Below are 25,992 nucleotides of genomic sequence, written 5' to 3' on the forward strand. Positions count from 1 at the left end.
TAAATCTATAAATATGGTTCCTACTCAGACAATAGACAGGCTATGCGTCCGAATGTAGAAACCAATTTGCAACATATATATCATAATTTTAATTAAAAACTGGAGGGAAAATATATGGGAAATAAAATGGTAGAATTTTTAGCGGAAATTACTGAAAGATCATTGCAAATTACTCCAGATATATTAGTTTTGCAATTTACTATTGTTAATTCGTGCATTATAAGCAGTAGTGACAGTAAGTGGGTGATTGTAGACACTGGACTTGAGAATTCAGCTGAGTATATTATTAAATGTGCAGAAAATAAATTTGGAAAAGGAAGCTCGCCAGAGGCTATAATTCTTACTCATGGACATTTTGATCATGTTGGTTCTGTTATTAAATTGGCAGAGTATTACGATGTTCCAGTATATATTCATGAGCTTGAAATTCCGTATATAACTGGGAAAAAGGATTATCCATTAGCAGATCCTACTGTAGATGAAGGATTGGTGGCAAAAATATCAAGGACTTTTCCTCATACAAGTATTGATTTAGGAAAATATGCAGTTCCGCTTCCTAAGGATTATAGTGTACCTGGATTGGATGGATGGACATATATTCATACACCAGGACATTCAGAAGGGCATATTTCATTATTCAATGAGAAAAATAGAGTCCTTATTGTTGGCGATGCTTTTGCAACAGTGAAACAAGAATCTATAATGTCTGTCTTAACTCAAAGAGAACACATAGATGGTCCGCCTAAATATCTAACTACAGACTGGAAGAAAGCAGAAGAATCTGTAAAATTACTTTGGGAGTTAAAACCCAATTTGGCGATTCCAAGTCATGGAAAACCTATGGAAGGGAGCGAACTTAGGGAGCATCTAAAATATCTCATAGATAATTTTTATGAAATTGCAAAGCCTGAGCAAGGAAAATTTGTTTAATTTGATTATTTATACAGTATTGGAAGTATCATTTATATACTAATTAATATTACATATAAAAAATATAATATATTTTTATAAGGTGGGAACAATATAATTACACCCAAATAAAATTAATTTTTTAATTTAAGGAGGTAATTATTTATGGTACATGATAAAGAACATTCAGCAAAAGAGGGTTCTAATAACAGAAGTATAGGTGGATGGATTGTAAGATTGGTTTTAACAGTTGTAGTTTTAGGTATAACATCTTTCTTAACACCTGGCTTTACTATTACAGGAATGTGGTCATTTTTAATAGCAGCGGTGGTAATAAGTGTAATAGATTATCTAGTAGAAGCGTTTATGGGTGTCGATGCATCACCTTTCGGAAGAGGTCTAAAAGGATTTTTCATAGCAGCAATAATATTATATGTGGCTCAATTTTTTGTTCCAACTATGGCAGTATCTATCCTTGGAGCAATTATAGCTGCTTTGGTTATCGGTATATTAGATGCAGTATTACCTGGTAAAGTAATGTAAGTACTTAATAAATAATAATATTTTCACAATATTAGGGATGATTATTTTATAATCATCCCTATAATTTTATATCTTGTTTTTTATAAAACATAAATATATAATTTTATATTATTTAGTGTTGAAAAAGGAGAATTTTATGGATATAAATCATATACATCATATTGCGATAATTGCATCTAATTATGAAGTGTCAAAAAACTTTTATGTAAATATATTAGGATTTAAAATAATACGAGAGAATTATAGGAAAGATAGAGATTCATATAAGCTAGATTTAAAGATAGGAAATAGTGAAATTGAACTTTTTTCTATGCCAAGTGCGCCTAAGAGACCATCATATCCAGAAGCATGTGGCCTGAGGCATTTAGCTTTCCATGTAAAAGATATCGAGGAAGTAATAAGGGAGTTAAATGAAAAAGGAATTGAAACAGAGCCAATTAGAATAGATGAATATACAAATAGAAAATTTACTTTTTTTAGTGATCCAGATGGTCTGCCATTAGAATTGCATGAATAAGCACACGCGAAAATAAAAATTATTAAGGAGGGTATTTGTAATGAAGTATGACTTTGAAACACTAGTATCTCGAAATAATGTAGGTGCAAGTAAGTGGAATTTGATGAGAAAAATTAATAATGATGTTAGTGAATCTATAGTACCTTTTTCTGTTGCAGATATGGAATTTAAAAATCCACCAGAAATTATTGATGGACTTAAAGAGTATATAGATTCCAGTATTATGGGATACACAGAAGCTACTGATAAGTATTATAAAGCAGTATGTAATTGGATGGAAAGAAGACATAGATGGAATATAGATAAAGAATGGATTACTGAGTTCTCAGGTGTTGTGCCAGCACTATATACAATTGTTAGAGCGCTTACTAAAGAGGAAGATAATGTTTTAGTGATGACTCCAGTATATTATCCGTTTTATAAAGCAATTACAGATAATAATAGAAAGATAATAAAAAGTGAATTAATACTTAATGAAGATCATTATGAAATAAATTTTGAAGATTTCGAAGAGAAGGCCAAATTAGAGGATACCAAATTACTAATTTTATGTAATCCACATAATCCAGTCGGACGTGTTTGGAGTGAAGATGAGTTAAAAAATATTGGTAGAATATGCAGTGAGAATAACGTTATTGTAGTATCCGATGAAATTCATTTTGATCTAATAATGCCTGGGTTTAAACATACAGTTTTTGCAAATATATCTGAGGAGTTTGCGAATAATTCAGTTATTTGTACAGCACCAAGCAAGACTTTTAACTTAGCAGGTCTTCAAGTTTCTAACATTATTATTAAAAATAAAAAAATAAGAGATAAAGTCAGGTTTGAACGTAGAAAGTCTATAGGAAATTTAGGCCTTAATATTTTTGGATATAAAGCATGTGAAATTGCTTATAATGAATGCGAGCAATGGCTTGAGGAACTTATACAGATTATAAATAAGAATAGAAAAGTCGTTAAAGACTTTTTTAAAAGTAATATTCCTGAGGCTAATATAATAAACCTAGAAGGGACTTATTTGCAATGGCTAGATTTTAGAACATTGGAGAAGGATCATAAAGCATTGGAAAAATTTATGACAACAGAAGCAATGTTTTTCCTAGATGAAGGTTATGTTTTTGGCGATGAGGGGAAAGGGTTTGAGAGAATAAACTTAGCATGTCCAACAAGGGTACTTGAAGAGGCATTAGATAGATTATTAGAAGCTGTAGAGAGATGCTACAGATAGACATGCTAAATATCATTCTAAATAGTTATTTTATTCAAATCCAATAAAAATGAAACTATATTTATATGAACAATTATTTATAGAAATATAGTTTTAAAGTAATATATGATTAAATTTATCTATGTATATAGAAAAATATGTTTCTATATACATAGGAACATATTTAAATATTTATAGGAATAATGAGGGTTAAATAGGATAAAACTTATAATGGTCTTAAAAAAGTATTATAAGGCAGACTATCATAGAAAAAGTACTGGAAAACTATTATTGACAAAAATTATACTATAAGATATCATAAGTGAGAGTTCAAATTTCATGATTAACTGTTTAAAGTTAATTATTAAGTTTATGTGAGTTAAAGTAATAATATAATATATAAAAGCAATGAAAAAGAGGAGTAAAAATTTTTAAGCATTAAAAGGAAACTCATGAAAAATTGAGGAGTACAGTTCTTTTGGTTAAATTCATAGGATAAGAAAACTTACTCAGACGAGTTGAGGAATACAATTCTTTGAACTAAATTATAGACTTAGAAAGAACTAGGAAGAGAGAGGGAGGCGCTGAAAACCCTTATGTAAGAAATTTTGAAGGTAGCTTTTGAGCTTCTTTAGTGAAATAATAGTAGCTAAAGACGGTTTGTCTGAATCGTTATTTAAATTAAGAGTCCATTAATGCAGTAATTCTGTATATGTGGAAATAAAGGTGGTACCGCGAGCTTTCGTCCTTTTGTGATGAGGGCTCTTTTTGCGTTGAGAATCAAAATTTTATATTTTGTTCTTGGGGATTTCACTGTAGATATTTTATATTCGTTTATTCGAAAGTCCAAAGTGAATGAATGGGAGTCAGCTTTGATTTATTAAGACACAGCAATTGCAGTGCATATTCTAAAGAATATATATTCTTAGGAATAAATATTCTTTACAATATTTATTGTTTAGAATATAAAAATTTAACAAGTTAATTGTTAGTTTAACTAAGTTTGGAGGAATTAAAATGTCAGAAGAAATAAAAAATATATCAACTACATATGATCCAAAAGAATTTGAAGATAGGATCTATAAAAATTGGGAGGAGAAGGGATACTTTACTCCAGTAATCGATAAGAATAAAAAACCATATACAATAATCATGCCGCCACCAAATATAACCGGTCAGCTTCACTTAGGGCATGCATTTGACGATACTCTTCAAGATATGCTTATCAGATTTAAGAGAATGCAAGGATATTGTACATTATGGTTACCTGGAGAGGACCATGCGTCAATTGCGACAGAAGTTAAAGTTGCAAATCAGTTAGCAGAACAAGGTTATGATAAGAAAGAAATGGGAAGAGAAGCATTCCTTGAAAAAGTTTGGGAATGGAGTGACAAGTATAGAGCTACAATAAGAAACCAAGTTAAGAAGCTTGGAGTATCTGCAGACTTTACAAGAGAAGCATTTACAATGGATGAAAATCTTAGTGCAGCTGTAAAACATGTATTTGTTAAGCTTTATAATGAAGGTTTAATTTATCAAGGAAATAGAATTACTAACTGGTGTACTCACTGCCAAACAGCTTTATCAGATGCAGAAATTGAATATGAAGAACAAGCAGGTCATTTCTGGCACATTAACTATCCATTAGCTGATGGATCAGGAGTTCTTGAAATTGCAACAACAAGACCTGAAACTTTACTTGGAGATAGCGGTGTTGCTGTTAATCCTAATGATGAAAGATATAAACATTTAATCGGAAAAACTGTAATATTACCACTTGTAAACAGGGAAATTCCTATAGTTGGAGACGATTATGTTGACTTAGAATTTGGAACTGGTGCAGTTAAGATGACTCCAGCCCATGACCCTAACGACTTTGAAGTTGGTAAAAGACATAACTTAGAAATCATAAGAGTAATGGATGATAAGGGAATTATCAACGAAAAAGGTGGTAAATATAAAGGCCTAGATAGATATGAAGCAAGAAAAGCCATAGTTAAGGATTTAGAAGAAGCAGGTCTTTTAGTTAAGGTAAAAGATCACGCTCATAATGTTGGAACTCATGATAGATGCGGAACTACAGTAGAACCTATAATCTCAAAACAATGGTATGTTAAGATGGAAAGTCTTGCAAAGCCAGCGGTAGAAGTAGTTAAGAATGGCAAAACTAAATTTGTTCCTGAAAGATTTGATAAGATATACTTCAACTGGATGGAAAATATCCAAGACTGGTGCATTTCAAGACAATTATGGTGGGGACATAGAATTCCAGTATACTATTGTCAAGATTGCGGAGAAATGATGGTACTTGAAGATGCTCCGAAATCATGTACTAAATGTGGAAGCTCTAATATTAAGCAAGATAATGATGTACTTGATACATGGTTCTCTTCAGCATTATGGCCATTCTCAACACTTGGCTGGCCAAACAAAACAGAAGACTTAGAATACTTCTATCCAACAAGTACATTAGTTACAGGACATGATATTATCTTCTTCTGGGTTGCAAGAATGATATTCTCAGGACTTCACTGCATGGGAGAAACTCCATTTAATACAGTGCTTATTCATGGCTTAATTAGAGATTCTCAAGGTAGAAAGATGAGTAAATCTTTAGGAAATGGTGTTGATCCGTTAGAAGTAATTGAAACTTATGGTGCTGATGCCTTGAGATTTATGATAGCTACTGGTAATGCTCCAGGAAATGATATGAGATATTATCCTGAAAGGGTTGAATCATCAAGAAACTTTGCAAATAAGATTTGGAATGCTTCAAGATTTGTAATGATGAACCTTGATAAAGAAGTGATGAACAGATATAAAGACTGCAAAGAATATTCTTTAGCTGATAAGTGGATATTATCAGAAATGAATACTTTAATAAAAGAAGTAACAGAAAACATGGAAAAATATGAACTTGGAATTGCTATGCAAAAAGTTTATGACTTTATGTGGACTGAATTCTGTGATTGGTATATAGAACTTGTTAAACCTGTATTCTATGGTGATGATGAAAAGGCTAAGGGAATAGTTTATAACGTATTAAATACGGTTTTAATTACAGGATTAAAATTACTACATCCAGCTATGCCATTTATAACAGAAGAAATCTTCACTCACTTAAGTGATGAAGAAACAATAACAACTTCGGCTTGGCCTGAATTTGATGAAGCTTTAGTAAATAAAGAAGCAGAAGATGATATGGCATTTGTAATTGAAGCTATAAAAGGTTTAAGAAATGTTAGAGCTGAAATGAACGTACCACCATCAAGAAAGGCAAAAGTAATCTGCTATATAGCTGAAGATGCTAAAAAAGCATTTAACTCAGGTGTAGCATACATTGAAAAGCTAGCGTCTGCATCAGAAGTAGAATTTATAAGTGATAAGGCTAATGTTCCTGTAAATGCTGTATCTTTAGTTGTTAAAGGTGGAGAATTATTCATGCCACTACTTGATCTTGTAGATAAAGATAAGGAATTAGATAGATTAAATAAAGAAGCAAAGAAACTAGAAGGAGAAATTGATAGAATAGACAAAAAGTTAGGAAATCAAGGTTTCGTTGCTAAAGCTCCAGCAGCAGTTGTTGATGCTGAAAAAGAAAAGAGAGTTAAGTATGTTGAAATGTTAGAAGCTGTTAAAGTAAGAATTGAAGCTTTAAAATAATTTTAATGAAATTCAGTAAAAGATATTACTAAGTTCCTTGGAACTTAGTAATATCTTTTATTTTTTAAAAATTTATATACATTCAAAGATAAGGGGGATTAGAGTATATAACTAAACATGCATTGAATTATTAACTGCACAATAATTTTAATTATCATATATTTAGTAAGATAAAAAGTTAAAAATTTTTACAAGGTAAGGATATAATAGGAGGATTATTAATATATATAATTCTAGAATAATATATATGGAGGGTTTGAATTTTGAAAACGAGAAGGCATTTACTTAACTTAATTTTTTGGATATCCTTATCAATCTTATTTAATATTATTATATATTACACAAGAGGTGAAACATCAGCAATAGAATACTTTGGTGGTTACATAGTAGAGATGTCGTTAAGTTTAGATAATTTATTCTTATTTCTAATGATATTTTCAAGTTTTAGAATACAGGAAGAATACCAGGAAAGGATACTTCTATATGGAGTTATAGGAGCTATGGTGTTAAGGCTGATTTTCATTTTACTTGGCGTAGCTATAGTGAATAAATTTAGTTTTATATTATCTATATTTGGAGTATTATTGCTGCTTAGTGGTGCAAAAATATTTCTTAGGGAAGATGATAATATTCAATTTCATGATAACTTGGCAGTTAAGATATTAAGAAGAATAATGCCTATAACAAATGTTTTACATGGAAATAAATTTTTTGTTAGGCAGAATAAGATTATTTATGCTACACCTCTTTTTATAGTGCTTTTAATAATAGAATTTTCGGATATTATTTTTGCAATAGATTCAATCCCAGCTATTTTTTCAATAACAACGGATACTTTCATAGTTTATACCTCTAATATTTTTGCAATTTTAGGACTTAGAAGTATGTACTATATATTAGAAAAGATGAATAATATGTTCAAGCTCATGAAATATGGAGTTGGATGTATATTAATTTTTACTGGGATAAAGTTAGTAATATTGTTTTGGGAAATTGAAATTTCAGTTACGAATTCTGTATTAATTATATTATCTATTTTATTGGCTAGTATATTAATATCTCTATTATGGAGTGAATTTGATAAGTTTAGAAATTGGTGTAAAAGAAGATTATAGATATTATGAAAAGGGCGCAAAGGTACAATACGAAACTTAACCACAGTCGCCTTCGATTTTGTTCTTGAAGAATTATAGAATAAATTTAGTTCAGAGATGTTTTTGTTTAGCTTTTAATTAGTCATTTCACTAGAATTAAGATATAATGTAAAGTAAATACATACTATTTAGAATTTGCATTTATAGAAAAACATAAAAGACAAAGAGGTAAGAAAAATGAGCATGACTTATAAAGACGCAATGGATTATATTACAAGCGTGGGGAAGTTTGGATCTAATTATGGACTTGAAAGAACTTTTAGAATTTTAGAGTTACTTGGAAATCCACATGAAAAACTCAAACTTATCCATATTGCAGGGACTAATGGCAAGGGATCAACTACAGCTATGATATCAAAAATATTAATTGGAATGGGATATAAAGTAGGAATGTATACATCCCCATATTTAGAAGAATTTGAAGAAAGAATTCAAATAAATGGCAGTAATATTAGCAAGAAATCATTAGTAGACTTAGTAGAAGAAATTAAATTAGTGGTTAATAAAGTAATTGAAGAAGGATATGAACATCCTACTGAGTTTGAAATTATAACTGCTTTAATGTTTTTGTATTTTTATAGAGAAAAAATAGATTATGGAGTAATTGAAGTCGGTCTTGGCGGAAGATTAGATTCTACCAATGTACTAACACCTAAGGTTAGTGTAATAACATCAGTAAGTTTAGATCATATAAATATATTAGGTGATAATTTAAAAGATATTGCAAAAGAAAAGGCCGGAATTATCAAAGAAAATGTACCAGTTGTACTCTATCCTCAAAAAAAAGAGGCTGAAGAAGTAATATTAAAAATAGCGGAAGAAAAAAACTCAAAAGTATATTTTGTGAATAAGGAAAATGGAAAATTGGTTGATATAAATTATGATGACTTTTATCAAAATGTAGTTGTTAAAAGTATTAAAAATATATATAAGATTAAATTTCCTTTGCTTGGAGAACATCAAATATTAAATTTGGGAGTTGCCTTAAGCGCAATAGAGGTGCTATGCGAGAATGAAAAAATAGAATTAAATACAAGCTTAATTGAGAAAGCCTTACAGGAAGTTGTATGGATAGGAAGACTCGAGGTTTTAAAAAAGAAGCCTACGATAGTAATTGATGGGGCACACAATATAGATGGAATCAAAGCTCTTAGAAAAAATATAGAAAAGTATTTTAAATACAATAAATTATATTTGTTGCTTGGTATTTTAGCGGATAAGCAAGTAAAAGAAATGGTACAGGAAATAACACCATTAGCTGAAAAAGTTTATGCACTTACACCACATAGTGAAAGAGCTGAACTTAGTGAAGATTTGAAAGAGGAAATATTAAACTATAATTCAAATACTATTGCATTAGAAAGTTATGAGGAGGCTTTTTCTTTAGCATTAAAAGAAGCTAAGGAAGAGGATTTAATTGTAGTTAGTGGATCATTATACATGATTGGAGATATGAGAAAAATTATAAGAAATAAGTTTCCTAATAAGTAGAGTTGGGGCACATAAATATTTTCCGAATTAGTATAAAAGAATATAAATCAAAAAATTCCGAGGCGAGCTTCGGAATTTTGATTAAAAGGAGTAATGAAAGTTATATGGTTAAGAGAGAAATAGAAAACGACATTAAGAATAAGAACTCAATCTATTATGATTTAAAAGAATTTCGTGATAGAAATCCAGATACACTATATAGCTATCAAGACTTTGAAGTGGCTGGAAGAAGGGAATTTAAGATTATTACGAACAAAGTTCGTAAACTTCAGGATTATGAAAAGAATAGGCTGGCTAGTGAGCTAGTGGGACATCTATATAATTATGCTTTGGATGAAGGAAAATTATCAAGTGTCCATGATTATATTACATTAAATCCAATTATCGGTTATTATGAAAACTTGATTAAAATCTTCAAAGACTCGATGGAGAGTAATAAAGAGATATTGCAAGCAATGAGCAAGAGAGTAAATAATCTGCTTAAAGAGAGTTCATATTCAGAAGAGGTGAAACTAGGGATACTACTTTCGCCTATATGCAGTATTAAAAACTTGAAGGATATATTAAATGTGTTTTCTATTCATAATGAATATATTTTTTATACAATCAAGGCTTATGAGTATATCGGAAGTTGTAATAATATAATTTTTGAAATTTCAAAGAAATCTAAAGGATATGGAAAGATATTTTGTATAATGAATCTTACTCCTACAACTTATGAGATAAAAAAATGGATGATAGAAGAAGGTAGTGATAATAGTGTTGGGATTACAGAATTATTATCTTACACTATGCTTTCATTAGATCTTTTGAGCTACTTGGAGGATACAAAATTTTCTGAAGGAGAGATTGAAGTTTTTGCAAAATCTTTCAGTACATTGCTTTCGGACTATAGTTTGGATGATATTAAGAATTCAGTAAAAGTTTGCAATAAGTTATTAGAAATTATTGATAATATAGGTGGTGGCATATATTCGTTATATGCTGTAATTTCAATTTTATATTCAATAGAAGCTATTATTATTGATGAATATAAGAATAAAGGAAATTCAAATTCGTATAAGTTAAATAATGATTATAAAGAAATAATAGATAATTGTAAAAAAATTTGCAAAAAAGAGTTGTGGCACAATGTAATTGCCAATGAAGTTCCAAATATAGAAATTGAAAGTAGTGTACTAATAAGTTGTGCAGATAGAACGAAGTATAAATTAAAGAAAAGTGAATTTGAATTAATTATAAAAAGAGATTATACCAATGCACTTTTATATAAATATGCATTTTCCATTGGGAATAAGGCTATAAAAAAATGTGCTTTTAAATTAGGATTAAAAAAATTACCAATGACCGAAATACTAAGCGGACAAGATGAATTAAAAATAGAAAATCTACTTTATGAGGATATAGCACAAATTTGTTTCTTTATAATTATAAAATATGCACAATATGAAGATTTTATAGATGAATATAAGGATATTAACTTTCAGGCGCTAAAATCACCTTTAATTGAGACTAGAATTCAAGCGGCTGCAAATCTTCAAAGATTTAAAGAAGAGTTTGATTCATTGGATAAAGAAACTATTAAGGACGCTATTAGCACAGAGATTGTTAGTGATGTACGAAGAGCGCTAAATTCACTTTTAATTAAATCAAGTAGCAAAAAGAATAAGAAATATGTTGAAATAGATGAGAATATGCATATTGATGCTCATGTTAAAGATATATATTTAACCAGTGTAAATATTGCTGGAACAAGCTATTTTGATATGAGTGAAATATACCATAAATTATTAGAAGATGATATGGTATATTTAAAAAGAGATTTTGATAATGAATATGATAAAAATGCGATTGAAGTTATAACAACTGAAGGATTTGTAATGGGGTATGTTCCAAAAGACAATAATTTAATATTAAAGAATTTAATAGATAAAGGTAAATATCTTTATGGAAAAGTAGAAGAGATAAGCGAAGATTATAGTGCTATAAAAATTCAAATATATCTAAGTTATAAAGATGTAATTGAAGAAATAACAAGTACTTTGTCATTACTATCAGGGGAGAGAGAAGATTACTTGCAATAAAAATAGTACAGATTGAAGTTTAATAAAATGTAAAAACCATGCATAAAAAAGAAGATTTTCTTTACTTATGCATGGTTTTTATGTTAGCAAAATTGAATAAATTATTGCTAGAACTTTATAGTCTATTTTTTAGTTTATAGAATTTTCTTTCTTCCAAGCTAATAGTGCTTTTGATAGCTGATCAGGACAAGATGTTCCTTTATTTCTGCAATCTATTCCGCCTAATCTTTTTATTATATCATCCACAGGCATACCTTTAACTAATTGTCCAATGCCTAATAAGTTTCCAGCACATCCTCCAACAAATTCTACATCTTTAAGAATATTATTCTCAATTTCAAGATTTATTGTAGATGAACAAACACCAGTTGTTTTATATGAAAACATTCCACACACTCCTTAAGATAAAATATAACTATATACATGAAAAGTAAGCATCTATAAGAATTTACAAAAATTACTTACTTTGAAAATGTAATTAGTTAACCTCCCTTTATTATACAAGAAATTTGTCAATAAATAAAGATAATGAAGTTAATAAGTTGTACCAATAATATATATTCAGAATATATTATAGATAGTAGAATGATTATCTTAAAAGGGGGGGATGGAGTGAGTTATATTGTTTTATGCAATACTGGTTCAGATAGTTTAAATAAAATAAACACTGAGAATCTAAATACTCAAAATATAGTTTTATCTATTGGTGAAGGTCCATTTGGCCCTCATGGATTATCATTATATAAGAATAAGCTATTAGTTGCGAATAACTATAATAATAGCATATCGTTGATAGATTTTAATAGTTTTAAAGAAGAAGGCAATATATATGTAGGAGCGCATCCAAATGATATAGTAGCTTATAATGACATTGCTTATGTTTCATGTGGAGAATCTGACTCTTTAATAATATACGATTTGCTAAATGAGAGGATTAATTTCGAAATACCAACAGGAAGATTTCCTCATAATATCACATTATTAGAAGATAGAAATTCAGTTTTTATAAGTAATATGGGAGATGACAGCATATCTATAATTGACTATATAAATAATAAGGAGATAAAACGAATTAAAGTGGAAAATACTCCTGCAAAGATAAGCATATCACAAAATAAAAAATACTTATACGTATGCATGAGTTATCTTGGGCATGATAAAAATGGTAGTATTGGAATAATAGATTTAAATACTCTTGAATTAATAAATAAAATTCAAGTTGGACACTCTCCAGTAGATTTATTTGAAGAAGACAACTTCCTATATGTTTCTAATTTATGTGATGGCTCCATAAGTATAGTAAATTTAAATGAACTTAAAGAAGAGGAAAAAATTAATATTGGCGGAATGCCTAGAGGAATAGTAAAATCTAGAGATAACATATTTGTTGGAGATTTTTTGAATGGAGTACTGAAGATAATAGATATGAAAGATAGGAGAATAAAAACCATACCAATAGGAAATGAACCAAATGGTATGACTTTAACTTAGACATATGAAAGAAAATAACAAGTCCAAAATACCATGATTATTTTTCATCAGGCAAGGAAGTAGAATGGGCTCATAGCGGGCTATTAGGGCAATCTGCTGACGAAGCATGGTGGAAAATAGGCGTGGCAGATGGAACTGTTATTTTTTTGATTATGTCTTAAATCGATAAAAGTAACTTTAATTAATTAATAAACTTATTATATTGGTATAAATCTCAGAAGGATTTTCTTTCCATTTAGCACAAATTGAAGTAGCTTGATTTTTAGATGGAACTGATAATTTTAATTCCATTAATAACGAGTCATTTTCTACAGCTTTAAGGTTAACAATAAAACTATCGTTTGCACCTAATGTGTAATCAGAATGTATAGTTAATTCCTTTTTTATAGACTCTATTTTTTCTTTTATATAGTCATTAATAGTAGACATTTTTGAAGGGGATATTCTATCTTTAAATAAAGAGAGAACATTATCTCCTTTTTCTGTTAATATCAATAATTTTTTATCATTTACATCATGATATTCAACGAATTTAGATTCCTCAAGCTCTGATAAATATTGCTGGAATGTAAAATAATTAATAAAGTTATTTTCAAGAATTATTTCAGTAAGCTGAGTATTTGATATAGGATTTTTTATTGATTTTAAAACATATAACATTAATAACTTATTTTCTGCTAATTCTGATGAACTTTCGTACATAATTACCTCCATAATTGATGAAAATCTCCTTTTATTATAACACAAATTTTTTTTTAGTGAATAGGAGTATATCATAATTTATAAGTTTAAGTTTACTTAATGGCATAAAAAAATATGTAATGCATATAGTTTAAATATAAAATATAAAGTTAAAAGGAGCATGGAAGGTGACGTGGAAGAAAAAGAGAATCGGTATTGACATATTTTTGATTATCTTTTTAGTATTTATATCTATAGGGATTAGCAAAGCGATACAAGCAATGGGTAATATTCAGGAAGAAGATCCTATATATTGTGTTGATACTAATGAAAAAGTTATTAGTTTAACATTTGATATAAATTGGGCAGAAAAAGATAATTTGAATGTAATATTAGACATATTGGACAAATATAATGTAAAAGGAACATTCTTCATAATGGGAGGATGGGTAAATTATAGCGAGGACAATGTGGAGAAGCTTAAGGCAATAAAAGAGAGGGGGCATGAAATAGGTAATCATAGCTACAAACATCCTATGTTCACTAAAATAGGAGCAGATAGAATGAAAGAGGAGATAGAAAAAACTAATGATACAATTGAAAAATATACAGGTGAAAGACCTAAGTTATTTAGATTTCCAAGTGGAGATTATAATAAAGAAGCTTTTTCAAAAGTAAGAAACCTAGGATATGTACCAATTCAATGGAGTGTTGATTCTGTAGATTGGAAAGAGATATCTGAAGAAACTGAATATAACAGAGTTATGAAAAACGTTAAACCGGGATCTATACTTCTTTTTCATAATAATGCAAAGTATACTCCAAATAATTTAGATAGAATTATTAAAGAACTAAAGGATAAAGGATATGAGTTTAAATCAGTAGGTCAAATGATATATTCAGATAACTATAGCGTAGACAATCAAGGGATTCAACATAAAGTGAAACTTGATTCAGCTGAGGCTCAATCTTAGCTGAACTTATCCAGGGACTAGTGCCACTTATTACTATCTTTAAAATTGTGATTTACTAAGGGCAGTTAGTCATCGGATAAAAATAATTAATATTTATTGAAAATAAACTAGTTTTTGTATTATAATGGTAATATATGCTAGTGGGAGCATATATTACACAAAATAAAATAATTTCCGATGGAGAGAGGGATTACAATGGATAATTTGATGTTAAATAACAAAATTTACCTTGAAGGCAAGGTAACATCTGGATTAGAGTTTAGTCATGAAATGTATGGGGAGGGTTTCTACACTTTTGATTTAGATGTAATGAGATTAAGTGATTCAGTAGATAAATTAAATATTACTGTTTCAGAAAGATTACTAAGTGACATAAAGCTTGATGAGGGTGTGGAAATAATTGTTGAAGGTCAACTTAGATCTTATAACAAGTTTATTGATGGATCTAACAAGCTAATACTTACTGTTTTCGCAAGAAACATTGAACCATGTCTAGAAAGAAGTAAAAATCCCAATGAAATATTTTTAGATGGATACATTTGTAAGGAGCCTATTTATAGGACTACACCATTTGGGCGTGAGATTGCTGATGTATTACTTGCTGTAAATAGAGCTTATAATAAATCAGATTACATCCCAACTATTGCATGGGGAAGGAACTCAAGATTCTGTCAAACTTTAAATGTTGGAGATAATATTAAGGTATGGGGAAGACTTCAAAGCAGAGAATATCAAAAAAAGGTATCTGATAGTGAAGTTGTGAAAAAGATTGCATATGAGGTATCAATCTCAAAAATGGAGAGAGCTAATAAGGAAGAGAGCACTGGAGAAGAGGGCGCAGTATAGAATTGTTTATTTAGCTAAAATAAATATTCTAATTCTAAATTCGAAAAAGCTATAAGCATTATGTAATATAAAATATAGTATTTTTTCTGGTAAATAAAAAGGTTTCAATTAATATAGATTTATTGAAACCTTTTATTTAATTATGAGAAATAACTAGTGTGTTAATTTTATACATCTGATAGTTACTTTCTCTATAATATATTATGTAATTTTAAATTTCTAATAGAAAATAATTACTTTCTTAAATCATCTAATATTTGAGTTTTATCTTTTGTCTTGTCATCTACTGCTTTGATTATCTTAGCAGGTGAACCAGCTACAACAACGTTGTCTGGAACATCTTCTGTAACAACAGAACCAGCAGCTACAACACTACCTGCACCTATCTTAACGCCTTCAAGGATTACAGAATTAGCACCAATTAAGGCATTATCTCCAATCATGCATGGTTCTTTGCTTGGTGGCTCTAATACTCCAGCAACAACAGCACCAGCACCTAAGTGAACATTCTTACCTAATTGTCCACGAGCACCAACTACAGCATTCATATCGACCATAGTTCCATCTCCGATTTCAGCTCCAATGTTTATTACTGCACCCATCATTATAACTGCATTTTTACCAATAGTAACCTTATCTCTAATGATAGCACCTGGCTCAATTCTAGCGTCAACTTCAAGTAAATCTAGCATTGGAATAGCAGAATTTCTTCTATCATTTTCTATTCTAAAGTGTTTTATAAGATGTTTATTATCTAAAACTATTTTAGTTATAGAATCAGATTCTCCCATTAGTATATAAAATCCGTTAGAACCGTACCACTCTACATCATTCATTTCAGCATTGCTTAAATCTCCATTAACATAGACTTTTACTGGAGTAGATTTTTTTGATTCCTTAATAAATCTAGCAATTTCATAAGGATCCGTTAAATTATATGACATTATATCACCCTTTCCATTATTTTCGCAATCATCCTTATTATAATAAAGATTGAACGCAATTAAAAGGGGAATAAGTAAAAAAACACAAATAGTTTGAATCAATTTTAGTAATGAGGTAAAATAAGTTTATATTGCAAAACGGGGGCGCATAAATTATGAATAAACAAGTAGAGAAAATACAAATCTCAGGAATAAGAAGATTTGCCGAGAAAGTTAAGAAAGTTGAAGGAGCAATATCACTAACCATCGGGCAGCCAGATTTTCCTGTGCCAATAGATATATCGGAGGCTATGATTCAGGCTATAAGAGATAATAAAACAGTTTATACATCAAATGCAGGTGTTGACGAACTTAGAGAAGAAATCTGCAATTACTTAAAAACATTTGATATTGAATATAGTAAAGATGAAATATGCATAACAGTTGGTGGAAGTGAAGGGTTATATTCAGTATTATTTGCTATTATGAATTCAGGAGATAAAATATTAATACCTGGGCCTGCTTATCCGGCCTATGAAAATATCTCTATAATGATAGGAGCAGATGTAGTAACTTATCCTCTAAATGAAGATTTCACATTAGATGTAGACAAAATTAAAGAAAAATTAGAGAGTGAAAATATTAAGGTATTAATGCTGTCATTTCCATCAAATCCTACAGGGGCAATTTTATCTAAAGAGCAAAGAAATGAACTTGTTGAATTAATAAAAAATAAGGATATCATAGTAATAACAGATGAAATGTATTCGTCCATAATTTTTGATGATTATTATTCAATAGCGCAGGCAAGAGAAATAAAAGATAAAGTTATATATGTAAGTGGGTTTTCCAAAATATTTTCTATGACAGGGCTTAGAATAGGTTATGTTGCGTGCTGTGAACAGTACATGAAAGAAATAATGAAAGTACATCAATATGGTGTTTCGTGTGCACCTTCTATTGCACAATATGGAGTTCTTGAAGGGCTAAAAAAATCTTTAGATGATGTAGAAAATATGAGAAAAACTTTTGAAAGAAGAAAAGACTACTGCTTGAATAGATTAAGGGATCTTAATTTGGAGGTTGCAGAACCTAAGGGAGCCTTTTATATATTTCCTTCAATTAAAAAGTTCAATATGTCTTCTGAAGAGTTTTGTGAAAAGTTATTGAATGAAGGAAAGCTTGCTTGTGTACCAGGTACAGCCTTTGGTGATTTAGGGGAAGGATATATGAGAATTTCATACTGCTACAGTGATGAAATTTTAAAAGAGGCATTTAATAGGCTTGAAAAATTTTTAAAATCAAATTTCACAAATTGCTAATTAAAAGTTTTAGAAATAATAGATTAACATAAGCTATTATTTAATGAACTCTTAATATAAATAATAAATAAAAATAGGGGGTGTCACAATGGGTGAATTTAAAAATGTAACAGCAGTAAAAAAAGCAAATGCATATTTTGATGGAAAGGTAACTAGCAGAACCATCGTATTTGAAGATGGTGAAAGAAAAACTTTGGGGATAATGTTACCTGGGGATTACGAATTTGGAACTGGAGACAAAGAGGCGATGGAGATCCTAGGAGGGTCGATGGATGTAAAATTACCAGGTTCAGATAAATTTGTTACATACAAAGAAGGAGATACTTTTATAGTACCTGCAAACTCTAAATTCAGTCTAATAGTAAAAGAAGTGGCAGATTACTGTTGCTCTTATATCAAAGAATAGCCAATGTATTAAAAATACTTATAAAGATATAGATATGAAAGCATCTGATTTTACAGGTGCTTTTTTCGTGTGCCAGCATGGGAACTTGCTAAATAAAGAAAAACTCAATAACTATCTGAAATAGGCTTAAGTAAATTTAGCAGGGGATTCACTATAACTGCTCTTCAATGTGTTACGTTGACATAATATTTATTTTTTTGTTAGTATTATATCATCAAAACAGAAGATTAAATATTAAAATATGGTGCAAAATATCGCAATGTCTTCAAGCGAGGATTATTATAAAAGGTGAATATATGAAAAAGATAATGAATGAACAATTAATTTATGAAGTACTTTCAGTTGTAGAAGAAATCCCTGAAGGGAAGGTAGCTACATATGGACAAATTGCCTGCCTTATTGGCAGAGACAAAAATGCACGGCTTATTGGGAAGATTCTTAGTCAGGCAGAATTTTATGGGCAATATCCATGTCATCGTGTGGTAAATCATGCTGGAAGATTGGTACCAGGGTGGGATGAACAACGATTTCTGCTATTAGAAGAAGGTGTATCCTTTAAAAATAGTAATCATGTTGATATGAAGAAAAATAAGTGGGAATATTAGGGTGGAGATGTAAGATAAATGAACAGAATTATTTAAATTCTATTCATTCTCTTTAATAGAATATTTAATAATACAAGGAGATGTAATATTATAAATGCTTATATCACTTAAAATAAGTAATATAAGCATTTATAATATGTTTCAGTGGAATTTAGATGGTTATTATTCTTAGAACCATCCATCTAAATTCCTAGAAACTATAGTACAGTTATTTATTTTAATTAGTAACTAATTTATTGAATTCCTATAACATCACTCATGTCATATAGTCCAGGTTGAGATACAGAAGCCATATATTCACACGCTTTTAGAGCGCCAACTGCGAAAACTTCTCTTGAAATTGCTTTATGAGTTAATTCTATTACTTCACCAGTTCCAGCAAAGATAACATCGTGGTCTCCAATTATACCACCACCTCTAACTGCATGTATACCAATTTCATTTTCTTCTCTTTTTGAATTTCCTTCTCTTCCATAGATGTACTTTGTTGTATCTTCTATAGAATTTTTTATGGAATCAGCAAGCATAATTGCAGTTCCACTTGGAGCATCTACCTTTTGATTATGATGCTTTTCAATTATTTCAATATCATAGTTTCCATAGAGTAGAGGAGTTACTTTCTTTAAAAGAGAATTAATTAAATTAATACCAAAAGACATGTTGCCTGATCTAAATAGTTTAAGAGTACTACTCTTTTCATCTATTAAAGTTAAGTCTTCTTGTGTAAATCCAGTTGAGCATATTACTAATGGTTTGTTAGTTTTTTCTGTTATTTCCAATAGACTATGAAGAGCATCAGCTCTTGAAAAATCTAATAAAACATCATATTCGATATTTAAATCCTTAGTGCTTTCAAAGATAGGATATGGAGCATTACTTGGAAATTTATCAATTCCAGCAACAATCTCTAAGTTCTTAAATTTATCAGCGCACTCTGTAATCATCTTACCCATCTTACCTGAGCAACCATTTAATACTATTTTTATCATATTATCACCTTATATCAATTTATAATCTAGCAAAGCAGCTTTTAGTATTTCCTCATTGTTACTATCCATTTCACAAAGTGGAAGTCTTAAAGGCCCAACATCTAGGCCCATAAGGTTCATGGCTGTTTTAACTGGGATTGGATTTGTTTCTAAAAATAAAGTATTTGCTAAAGATAAAGTGTCTAATTGAATATCTAAAGCTTCTTTAAAATTATTAGATAAACATTTTTCAGCTATTTCATGAACTTTATTTGGAATTATATTAGCTAAAACTGAAATTACACCTATACCTCCAATGGACATTATAGATACAATTTGATCATCATTACCAGAATAAATATCTATAGAATCTCTGCAAAGTTCCTTCATTTGAAGTATTTGGCTGATATTTCCGCTAGCTTCTTTTATAGCAACAACATTGCTTAATTCAGCAATCTTAGCTAAAGTTTTAGGTGCAATATTAACACCTGTCCTACTCGGTACGTTATAAAGTACAATAGGAGTATTAACTTCATCATTTATAGCTTTAAAATGTTTTATCAAACCATTTTGAGTAGTTTTATTGTAATATGGTGTAATAACAAGAAGTCCATCTACTCCAACACTTTCTGCATATTTACTCATTGAAATAGCAGCAGCAGTATTGTTTGAGCCGGTCCCTGCAATTACAGGAATTCTTTTGTTTATTACATCAACTGTAAATTTAATTGTATCTTTTTTCTCTTTTTCTGTCATCGTAGTAGCTTCACCTGTAGTACCACAAATTACAATGGCATCAGTACCTTCTTTAACGTGCCATTCTAGTAAATTTTTAAGTGATTCGAAGTTTACTCCATTTTCATTAAATGGCGTAACTATAGCTACAGCTGAGCCTTGAAATATTGACATTCAGATTCCTCCAACTTAATTACTAAGAACTATTTATTATCTTTTATCATTATTTCAGCAATTTGAATAGCATTAAGTGCTGCACCTTTTCTTATGTTATCACCAACAACCCATAGGTTTAAACCATTATCCACACTAAAATCTCTTCTGATTCTTCCAACATAAACGTCGTCTTTTCCTGAAACTTCAAGAGCAGTTGGATATTTTAATTCGTCTACTTTATCATATACAGTTACACCTTGAGTGTTTCCTAGTAATTCAAAAATATCTTTTACATCAAATTCAGAATTAAGTTCAACATTGATACTTTCACTATGTCCGTTAAGTACTGGAACTCTAGCTGTAGTTGCTGTTACTCTTAAATCTGGCTCGTGTAGAATTTTTCTAGTTTCTTTAATCATCTTTTCTTCTTCTTTTGTGTAACCATCTTCTAAAAACACATCTATATGAGGTAAAACATTACCAGCAATAGGATAAGGGAACTTCTTAGGTGCAACCCCTCTAACACCATCCTCTAAATCTCTTATACCTTGGATACCAGCCCCAGATACAGCTTGATAAGTAGAGTATACAATTCTTTTAATTCCATATTTATCATGTAAAGCCTTCATGATTGGCATAGCTTGAATTGTTGAGCAATTTGGATTTGCAATTATTCCTTTATGAAGTTTGATATCTTCTGGATTAACTTCTGGCACTACAAGTGGTACCTCAGGATCCATTCTCCAAGCGCTACTATTATCAATTACTACAGCCCCATACTGTGCAAAAACAGGTGCAAATTCTTTACTAGCATCTCCACCGGCTGAAAATAGTGCATAATCTATTTTTTTATCTTTTATATTCTTTTCACAAGTTTCCTCAACAACATAATCCTTTCCTTTAAATGGTAAAGTACTACCTTCAGATCTTTTTGATGCGAAAAGATATAAATTATTTACTGGAAAATTTCTTTCTTCTAAAATTTCTAAAAATTTTCTTCCTACATTTCCAGTAGCCCCAACTATTGCAACATTATACACAATAATCCCTCCTAAATTTATTTATTAATATTTTTATATATACAATTACTATAGTTAAATATTGAATAAATATCAAGTCAATGAGCAAAATAAGTTGAAAAAAACTATTCATAAACAATTATTTATTCCATTAATTAGGGGAGATATGAAATAATGTGTATATTTATGCATATATATGCAAGAAGTTGAAATAATTATTAGTATCTATTACGTAGTACAAATCTTATAAAATATTATAAATTAAATGTAATTTCTGTAAAAATATATTTTTATAGAATAGTAAAGTGATAGAAGGAAATAATATTGGATGAAAAGATAAACTTTACAATTTATTTTTATAGTGTAATTTAAGCAACTTAGAATTTTTTTATTTCTTTATAAGTAAAGAAATATCAATAAAAAACTAATTATTAAGATTGGTAGGGATAAAGAATGGGTAATAAATCTGTAAAAAAGACAATAAAAGCAAAGCTTAAAGCAAATAAAGAGCTTACTGAAGCTGAAAAAATGAGAGAAAAAGTTAAGTATGAAATTGCAGAAGAACTTGGTTTAATCGATAAAGTTAATAAAGAAGGATGGGGAGGACTATCTTCTGAAGAAACCGGAAGAATAGGAGGAATAATGGCTAAAAGAAAAAAAGCGCCAAAGTAAATGACAAGCTTCTATATTTTTACTAATTTGACTAAGTAAATAATTAAGATATAATATATTAGATGAATTAGTAAATTTACGTTAAGGGCGTGATAAAGCAGATGGCTTATAAAGAGTTTGCCAACATATATGATGAATTAATATATGAGGATATTAATTATGATAAAGTTGCAGATAAGATTATAAATATATGTAGAGAAAATAATTTAAAATTTGAAGATTATTTGGATTTGGCATGCGGAACTGGAAATGTTTCGATTAATGTAGCAAAATACTTTAAAACTGTTTATGCAGTAGATTTGTCAGATGATATGTTAAATGTAGCTTTTGATAAATTTAAAAAGAATAAAATTAAAGCAAAAGTAATTTGTCAAGATATGTGTGAGTTAAGTTTAAATAAAAGGTTTGATCTTATAACTTCTGTTCTTGATTCAACTAATTATATAACAGAGGATGAAGATTTGCTTGATTATTTCTCAAATGTATATGAACATTTAAAGGAAAATGGTATATTTATTTTTGATATAAATTCGTATTATAAACTTTCTACCGTTCTCGGAAATAATATATACACTTACAGTTCTGAAGAAATTTTTTATACATGGGAAAATTCATTTGAAGATGATGTATTAAATATGTTTTTAACATTCTTCGTAAAAACCGAAAATGAATTATATAAAAAATTTGAAGAAGAGCATTTTGAGAGAGCTTATAAAGAAAGCTATATAGAAGATATATTAAAAAAATGTAACTTTAGAATAATAAATAAGTTTTCAGGATATTCTGATGAGGAAGTAAATGAAAATAGTGAAAGAATACTTTACATAGTAAGTAAATAAGATATGAAATAGGAGATGAGATAACAATGGAAGATAAAATAGTTAGAGCAACCGCTAAAAATGGAATGGTTAGAATAATAGCAGGAATCACTACGAATTTAGTAAATGAGGGTAGTAAAATACATGAATGTACACCTGTAGCCTCAGCAGCTTTAGGGAGAATGTTAACTGCAGGTACACTTATAGGAACTACACTAAAAAGTGAAAAAGAAGTTGTAACTTTAAAAATAAATGGCAATGGAGAAATAAATGGAATAACAGTAACAGCACATAGTGATGCATCTGTTAAAGGATTCATTGGAAATCCATATGTTGATATGCCTCTTAATGAAAAAGGAAAATTAGATGTTGGAGGAGCTATTGGAACAGACGGTATTTTATATGTAATAAAGGATTTAGGACTTAGAGATCCATATATTGGACAAGTGCCAATACAAACTGGAGAAATAGCAGAAGATTTTGCATATTATTTCACAGTATCAGAGCAAACACCATCAGCAGTGTCACTTGGTGTATTAGTTGATCGAGATTTATCTATAAAAGCTGCAGGTGGATTCATAGTGCAAATGATGCCGGGTGCAGATGAACTTCTTGCAGATGTTATAACATATAGATTAGAAGAAATTCCACCAATAACTACATTAATAAGTGAAGGAAAAACAATAGAAGAAATTTTGGAGTATATTTTTGATGGAATGGATTTAAAAGTATTAGATTCTTTAACTCCAGAATATAAATGTGATTGTTCTAGAGAAAGAGTTGAAAAAGCCTTAATATCTATTGGAAAGGAAACTCTTCAAGAGATATATGATGACAAAAAGAATGAAGAAATAGTATGCAACTTTTGCAATACTAAATATGAATTCACTAATGATGAAATAGGAGAATTATTAAATAATAGTAGATAAACATACTAAAATTATAGAATAAAAATAATAAGAAGATACAGAGAATAATTTGGAAGACTATGAAAAAGCAGATTATTCTCTTTTTTCGTGCATAAATATTATAGCAGAATATTTTTTATTTTAATGAAGGAGTGCATGTTATGAAAAAATTTTTGGATATTATCTTTGGTATGATTATTATAGTATATATTGCAGTAATAAATATTATAAGCAGCTCTAAAATCTCATTTAGTATTCCTATTTTTATTTTAGGAGTTACTTTAATAATATATCATTTTATTAAGAGGAGAATAGAAAGTAATAAGCTTATGTATAGGTATTTTAAAGTTTTAAAAGTACTAATTTGCATAGGGGTTATATTTTTTTTAGGAATAGAAATTTTTATAATTAATTATCCTAAATATAATAAGGGGAATGCAGATTATATTATTGTTTTGGGAGCAGGACTTGATACTAATTCTAACCCAAGTTTAATCCTTCAAGGAAGGTTGGATGCAGCTTTAGAATACATAAAAGAAGATGATTATAGATTCATTGTTTTATCAGGAGGACAAGGATCTGACGAGAAGCTGCCAGAATCACATGCAATGAAAAAATATTTATTGGATAGGGGAGTTGACGAGAAAAAAGTAATAATTGAGGATAAGTCAAGGAATACGGATGAGAATTTTAAATTTTCAAAAGTAAAAATAGAAGAGAATAGTGGAAGACCTCTAGATAAACTTAATATTGAAATAGTAACAAGTGATTTTCATGCTCTTAGAAGCAGTATCTTAGCAAAGAAAAATGGATATGTAAATTATAGTAATTATTCTAGTCATACTGTATGGTATCTAATCCCTATAACATATACAAGAGAAGCTTTTGCTATTGTTAAAAGTATAATATTTGATTAATATTAATATACAATTGAATTTTATTAACTTGAAAGGATAGCTTAAACAATGAGGATAAATAAATTATTTAGTAACTATGGAATTTGTTCTCGAAAGGAAACAAATAGATTGATTGAAGAAAAGAGAATTATTATAAATGGAAGATATTGTGTTGAGGGACAATGGGTAAATGATTCAGATGAGATAATATTTGACGGTAAACCAATTTCTACAGTGGAAAAAGTATATATTATCTTGAATAAACCAGTTGGAATTACTTGTACTGCAGAGAATAAAGTTAGTGATAATATAATTTCCTATATGAAATATCCACACTACATATTTCCAGTTGGTAGATTAGATAAAGACTCGCAAGGTCTTATTTTAATGACTAATGATGGTGAAGTTGCTAATAGGATTTTAGAAAGTGATAATATGCATGAAAAAGAATATTTAGTTCAAGTAAATAAAAACTTTGATGATGAATTTTTAAAGAGGATGTCTGATGGAGTGGAGATTACAGGAAATAAAGGTTCTGGTGTTAGAAGGATAAGTGATAAATTAGGTTTATATAAGAAAATAGAAGATAAAGAAAATCGACTAGGGGAAGAAAATCTAGGTGACTCATCCATAGTACAGTTGAAAGAATTGAAAAACATAGAACATGAAAAAAATAAATTTGTTAAAACAAGACCATGTCAAGTAGAAAGGGTAGATGATAATACATTTAAAATTATACTAACTCAGGGGATGAATAAACAAATCCGTAAGATGAGCGGAACTTTAGGTTATAAGGTTATTAAACTTGAAAGAATTAGAATAATGAACATAAGGCTTAATGATCTGGAGATAGGAAAATGGAGGTACTTGGAGGAAAATGAAATAAAAAGCCTTAAAAATGAATTGTTTAGGTAAAATATATTTTAGTTAACACCAATTTTGGGCCAAGATTGATAAGCATATAAGTAAACTTTATTGAAAAGGATATATCCCTATGAGAT

Annotated in this window: 25 protein-coding genes; 19 read left to right on the top strand and 6 right to left on the bottom strand. The window is 29.3% G+C overall.

The genetic code is table 11. The annotated features are described in order from the left end of the window. Positions 1-114: 114 nt before the first annotated feature. From ACJDTP_RS11655 to ACJDTP_RS11690, 8 genes are all read left to right on the top strand, one after another. On the top strand, positions 115-930 hold the full coding sequence (locus tag ACJDTP_RS11655) for an MBL fold metallo-hydrolase (RefSeq protein WP_077837068.1): 816 nt from the start codon (positions 115-117) through the stop codon (positions 928-930). Between the two features lie 144 nt (positions 931-1,074). Then, a complete protein-coding gene (locus tag ACJDTP_RS11660; protein ID WP_077837067.1) occupies positions 1,075-1,452 on the top strand; it encodes a phage holin family protein in 378 nt (125 codons plus the stop codon). A 136-nt stretch (positions 1,453-1,588) separates the two neighbouring features. Beyond that, positions 1,589-1,969 carry an SMU1112c/YaeR family gloxylase I-like metalloprotein gene (gloA2, locus tag ACJDTP_RS11665; RefSeq protein ID WP_077843247.1) on the top strand — a complete coding sequence of 127 codons (381 nt, stop codon included), beginning with the start codon at positions 1,589-1,591 and terminating at the stop codon, positions 1,967-1,969. Positions 1,970-2,009: 40 nt separating this feature from the next. Beyond that, positions 2,010-3,200: a MalY/PatB family protein gene (locus ACJDTP_RS11670; RefSeq protein WP_406761301.1), complete on the top strand. Its 1,191-nt coding sequence runs from the start codon at positions 2,010-2,012 to the stop codon at positions 3,198-3,200. Positions 3,201-4,196: 996 nt separating this feature from the next. Then, positions 4,197-6,842, top strand: coding sequence for a valine--tRNA ligase (locus ACJDTP_RS11675; RefSeq protein ID WP_406761302.1), 2,646 nt, complete (start codon positions 4,197-4,199; stop codon positions 6,840-6,842). 263 nt (positions 6,843-7,105) lie between these two features. Beyond that, positions 7,106-7,957 (top strand): TerC/Alx family metal homeostasis membrane protein, encoded by an 852-nt coding sequence (locus ACJDTP_RS11680; RefSeq protein ID WP_406761303.1) that lies wholly within the window; start codon positions 7,106-7,108, stop codon positions 7,955-7,957. 216 nt (positions 7,958-8,173) lie between these two features. Then, the gene (locus tag ACJDTP_RS11685; RefSeq protein ID WP_406761304.1) at positions 8,174-9,487 is read left to right on the top strand and encodes a bifunctional folylpolyglutamate synthase/dihydrofolate synthase; all 1,314 of its coding nucleotides are present in this window, start codon (positions 8,174-8,176) and stop codon (positions 9,485-9,487) included. Between the two features lie 104 nt (positions 9,488-9,591). Beyond that, on the top strand, positions 9,592-11,571 hold the full coding sequence (locus ACJDTP_RS11690; protein ID WP_406761305.1) for an HIRAN domain-containing protein: 1,980 nt from the start codon (positions 9,592-9,594) through the stop codon (positions 11,569-11,571). Between the two features lie 129 nt (positions 11,572-11,700). Here the strand turns inward: ACJDTP_RS11690 and ACJDTP_RS11695 are convergent, their stop codons facing one another. After that, positions 11,701-11,958 carry a TIGR03905 family TSCPD domain-containing protein gene (locus ACJDTP_RS11695; RefSeq protein ID WP_077829205.1) on the bottom strand — a complete coding sequence of 86 codons (258 nt, stop codon included), beginning with the start codon at positions 11,956-11,958 and terminating at the stop codon, positions 11,701-11,703. A gap of 225 nt (positions 11,959-12,183) precedes the next feature. Between ACJDTP_RS11695 and ACJDTP_RS11700 the strand changes: the two genes are divergently transcribed. Then, positions 12,184-13,062: a YncE family protein gene (locus ACJDTP_RS11700; protein ID WP_406761306.1), complete on the top strand. Its 879-nt coding sequence runs from the start codon at positions 12,184-12,186 to the stop codon at positions 13,060-13,062. 177 nt (positions 13,063-13,239) lie between these two features. Here ACJDTP_RS11700 and ACJDTP_RS11705 read toward each other — a convergent pair whose 3' ends face one another. Further along, positions 13,240-13,764 carry a DUF4364 family protein gene (locus ACJDTP_RS11705; RefSeq protein ID WP_011969111.1) on the bottom strand — a complete coding sequence of 175 codons (525 nt, stop codon included), beginning with the start codon at positions 13,762-13,764 and terminating at the stop codon, positions 13,240-13,242. A 167-nt stretch (positions 13,765-13,931) separates the two neighbouring features. On the opposite strand from ACJDTP_RS11705, the gene ACJDTP_RS11710 reads away from it, so the two are divergent. Beyond that, complete coding sequence (locus ACJDTP_RS11710) at positions 13,932-14,717, top strand: polysaccharide deacetylase family protein (protein ID WP_406761307.1); 786 nt, start codon at positions 13,932-13,934, stop codon at positions 14,715-14,717. Positions 14,718-14,912: 195 nt separating this feature from the next. Then, on the top strand, positions 14,913-15,563 hold the full coding sequence (locus ACJDTP_RS11715) for a single-stranded DNA-binding protein (protein ID WP_011969113.1): 651 nt from the start codon (positions 14,913-14,915) through the stop codon (positions 15,561-15,563). A 233-nt stretch (positions 15,564-15,796) separates the two neighbouring features. On the opposite strand, the gene dapD is transcribed toward ACJDTP_RS11715, so the two are convergent. Then, positions 15,797-16,507, bottom strand: coding sequence for a 2,3,4,5-tetrahydropyridine-2,6-dicarboxylate N-acetyltransferase (gene dapD / locus ACJDTP_RS11720; RefSeq protein WP_011969114.1), 711 nt, complete (start codon positions 16,505-16,507; stop codon positions 15,797-15,799). Positions 16,508-16,662: 155 nt separating this feature from the next. On the opposite strand from dapD, the gene ACJDTP_RS11725 reads away from it, so the two are divergent. The 3 genes from ACJDTP_RS11725 (at position 16,663) to ACJDTP_RS11735 (ending at position 18,819) form a co-directional block, all read left to right on the top strand. Beyond that, positions 16,663-17,808 (top strand): pyridoxal phosphate-dependent aminotransferase, encoded by a 1,146-nt coding sequence (locus ACJDTP_RS11725; protein ID WP_406761308.1) that lies wholly within the window; start codon positions 16,663-16,665, stop codon positions 17,806-17,808. An 88-nt stretch (positions 17,809-17,896) separates the two neighbouring features. After that, the gene (ppnP, locus tag ACJDTP_RS11730) at positions 17,897-18,214 is read left to right on the top strand and encodes a pyrimidine/purine nucleoside phosphorylase (RefSeq protein WP_406761309.1); all 318 of its coding nucleotides are present in this window, start codon (positions 17,897-17,899) and stop codon (positions 18,212-18,214) included. Between the two features lie 296 nt (positions 18,215-18,510). Beyond that, a complete protein-coding gene (locus ACJDTP_RS11735; protein WP_406761310.1) occupies positions 18,511-18,819 on the top strand; it encodes an MGMT family protein in 309 nt (102 codons plus the stop codon). 233 nt (positions 18,820-19,052) lie between these two features. On the opposite strand, the gene dapB is transcribed toward ACJDTP_RS11735, so the two are convergent. From dapB to ACJDTP_RS11750, 3 genes are read right to left on the bottom strand one after another with little or no spacing between them, the layout of a single operon-like run. Further along, positions 19,053-19,808, bottom strand: a complete 756-nt coding sequence (gene dapB, locus ACJDTP_RS11740) for a 4-hydroxy-tetrahydrodipicolinate reductase (RefSeq protein ID WP_077837055.1) — start codon at positions 19,806-19,808, stop codon at positions 19,053-19,055. 9 nt (positions 19,809-19,817) lie between these two features. Further along, complete coding sequence (gene dapA, locus ACJDTP_RS11745) at positions 19,818-20,696, bottom strand: 4-hydroxy-tetrahydrodipicolinate synthase (RefSeq protein WP_406761311.1); 879 nt, start codon at positions 20,694-20,696, stop codon at positions 19,818-19,820. Positions 20,697-20,725: 29 nt separating this feature from the next. Beyond that, positions 20,726-21,718 (bottom strand): aspartate-semialdehyde dehydrogenase, encoded by a 993-nt coding sequence (locus ACJDTP_RS11750; protein ID WP_406761312.1) that lies wholly within the window; start codon positions 21,716-21,718, stop codon positions 20,726-20,728. Positions 21,719-22,150: 432 nt separating this feature from the next. Between ACJDTP_RS11750 and ACJDTP_RS11755 the strand changes: the two genes are divergently transcribed. From ACJDTP_RS11755 to ACJDTP_RS11775, 5 genes are all read left to right on the top strand, one after another. Continuing rightward, entirely contained in the window at positions 22,151-22,369 is a 219-nt protein-coding gene (locus tag ACJDTP_RS11755; protein ID WP_077837053.1) for an alpha/beta-type small acid-soluble spore protein, read from the top strand. A 101-nt stretch (positions 22,370-22,470) separates the two neighbouring features. Continuing rightward, positions 22,471-23,208, top strand: a complete 738-nt coding sequence (locus tag ACJDTP_RS11760; protein WP_077837052.1) for a class I SAM-dependent DNA methyltransferase — start codon at positions 22,471-22,473, stop codon at positions 23,206-23,208. Positions 23,209-23,234: 26 nt separating this feature from the next. Further along, the gene (gene hslO / locus ACJDTP_RS11765; protein WP_077837051.1) at positions 23,235-24,116 is read left to right on the top strand and encodes an Hsp33 family molecular chaperone HslO; all 882 of its coding nucleotides are present in this window, start codon (positions 23,235-23,237) and stop codon (positions 24,114-24,116) included. Positions 24,117-24,256: 140 nt separating this feature from the next. Further along, entirely contained in the window at positions 24,257-25,012 is a 756-nt protein-coding gene (locus ACJDTP_RS11770) for a YdcF family protein (RefSeq protein ID WP_406761313.1), read from the top strand. A gap of 48 nt (positions 25,013-25,060) precedes the next feature. Then, positions 25,061-25,906, top strand: coding sequence for an RNA pseudouridine synthase (locus tag ACJDTP_RS11775; protein WP_078117084.1), 846 nt, complete (start codon positions 25,061-25,063; stop codon positions 25,904-25,906). Positions 25,907-25,992 lie beyond the last annotated feature (86 nt).

This window comes from Candidatus Clostridium helianthi, assembly GCF_045310795.1.
Classification (GTDB): Bacteria; Bacillota; Clostridia; order Clostridiales; family Clostridiaceae; genus Clostridium; species Clostridium helianthi.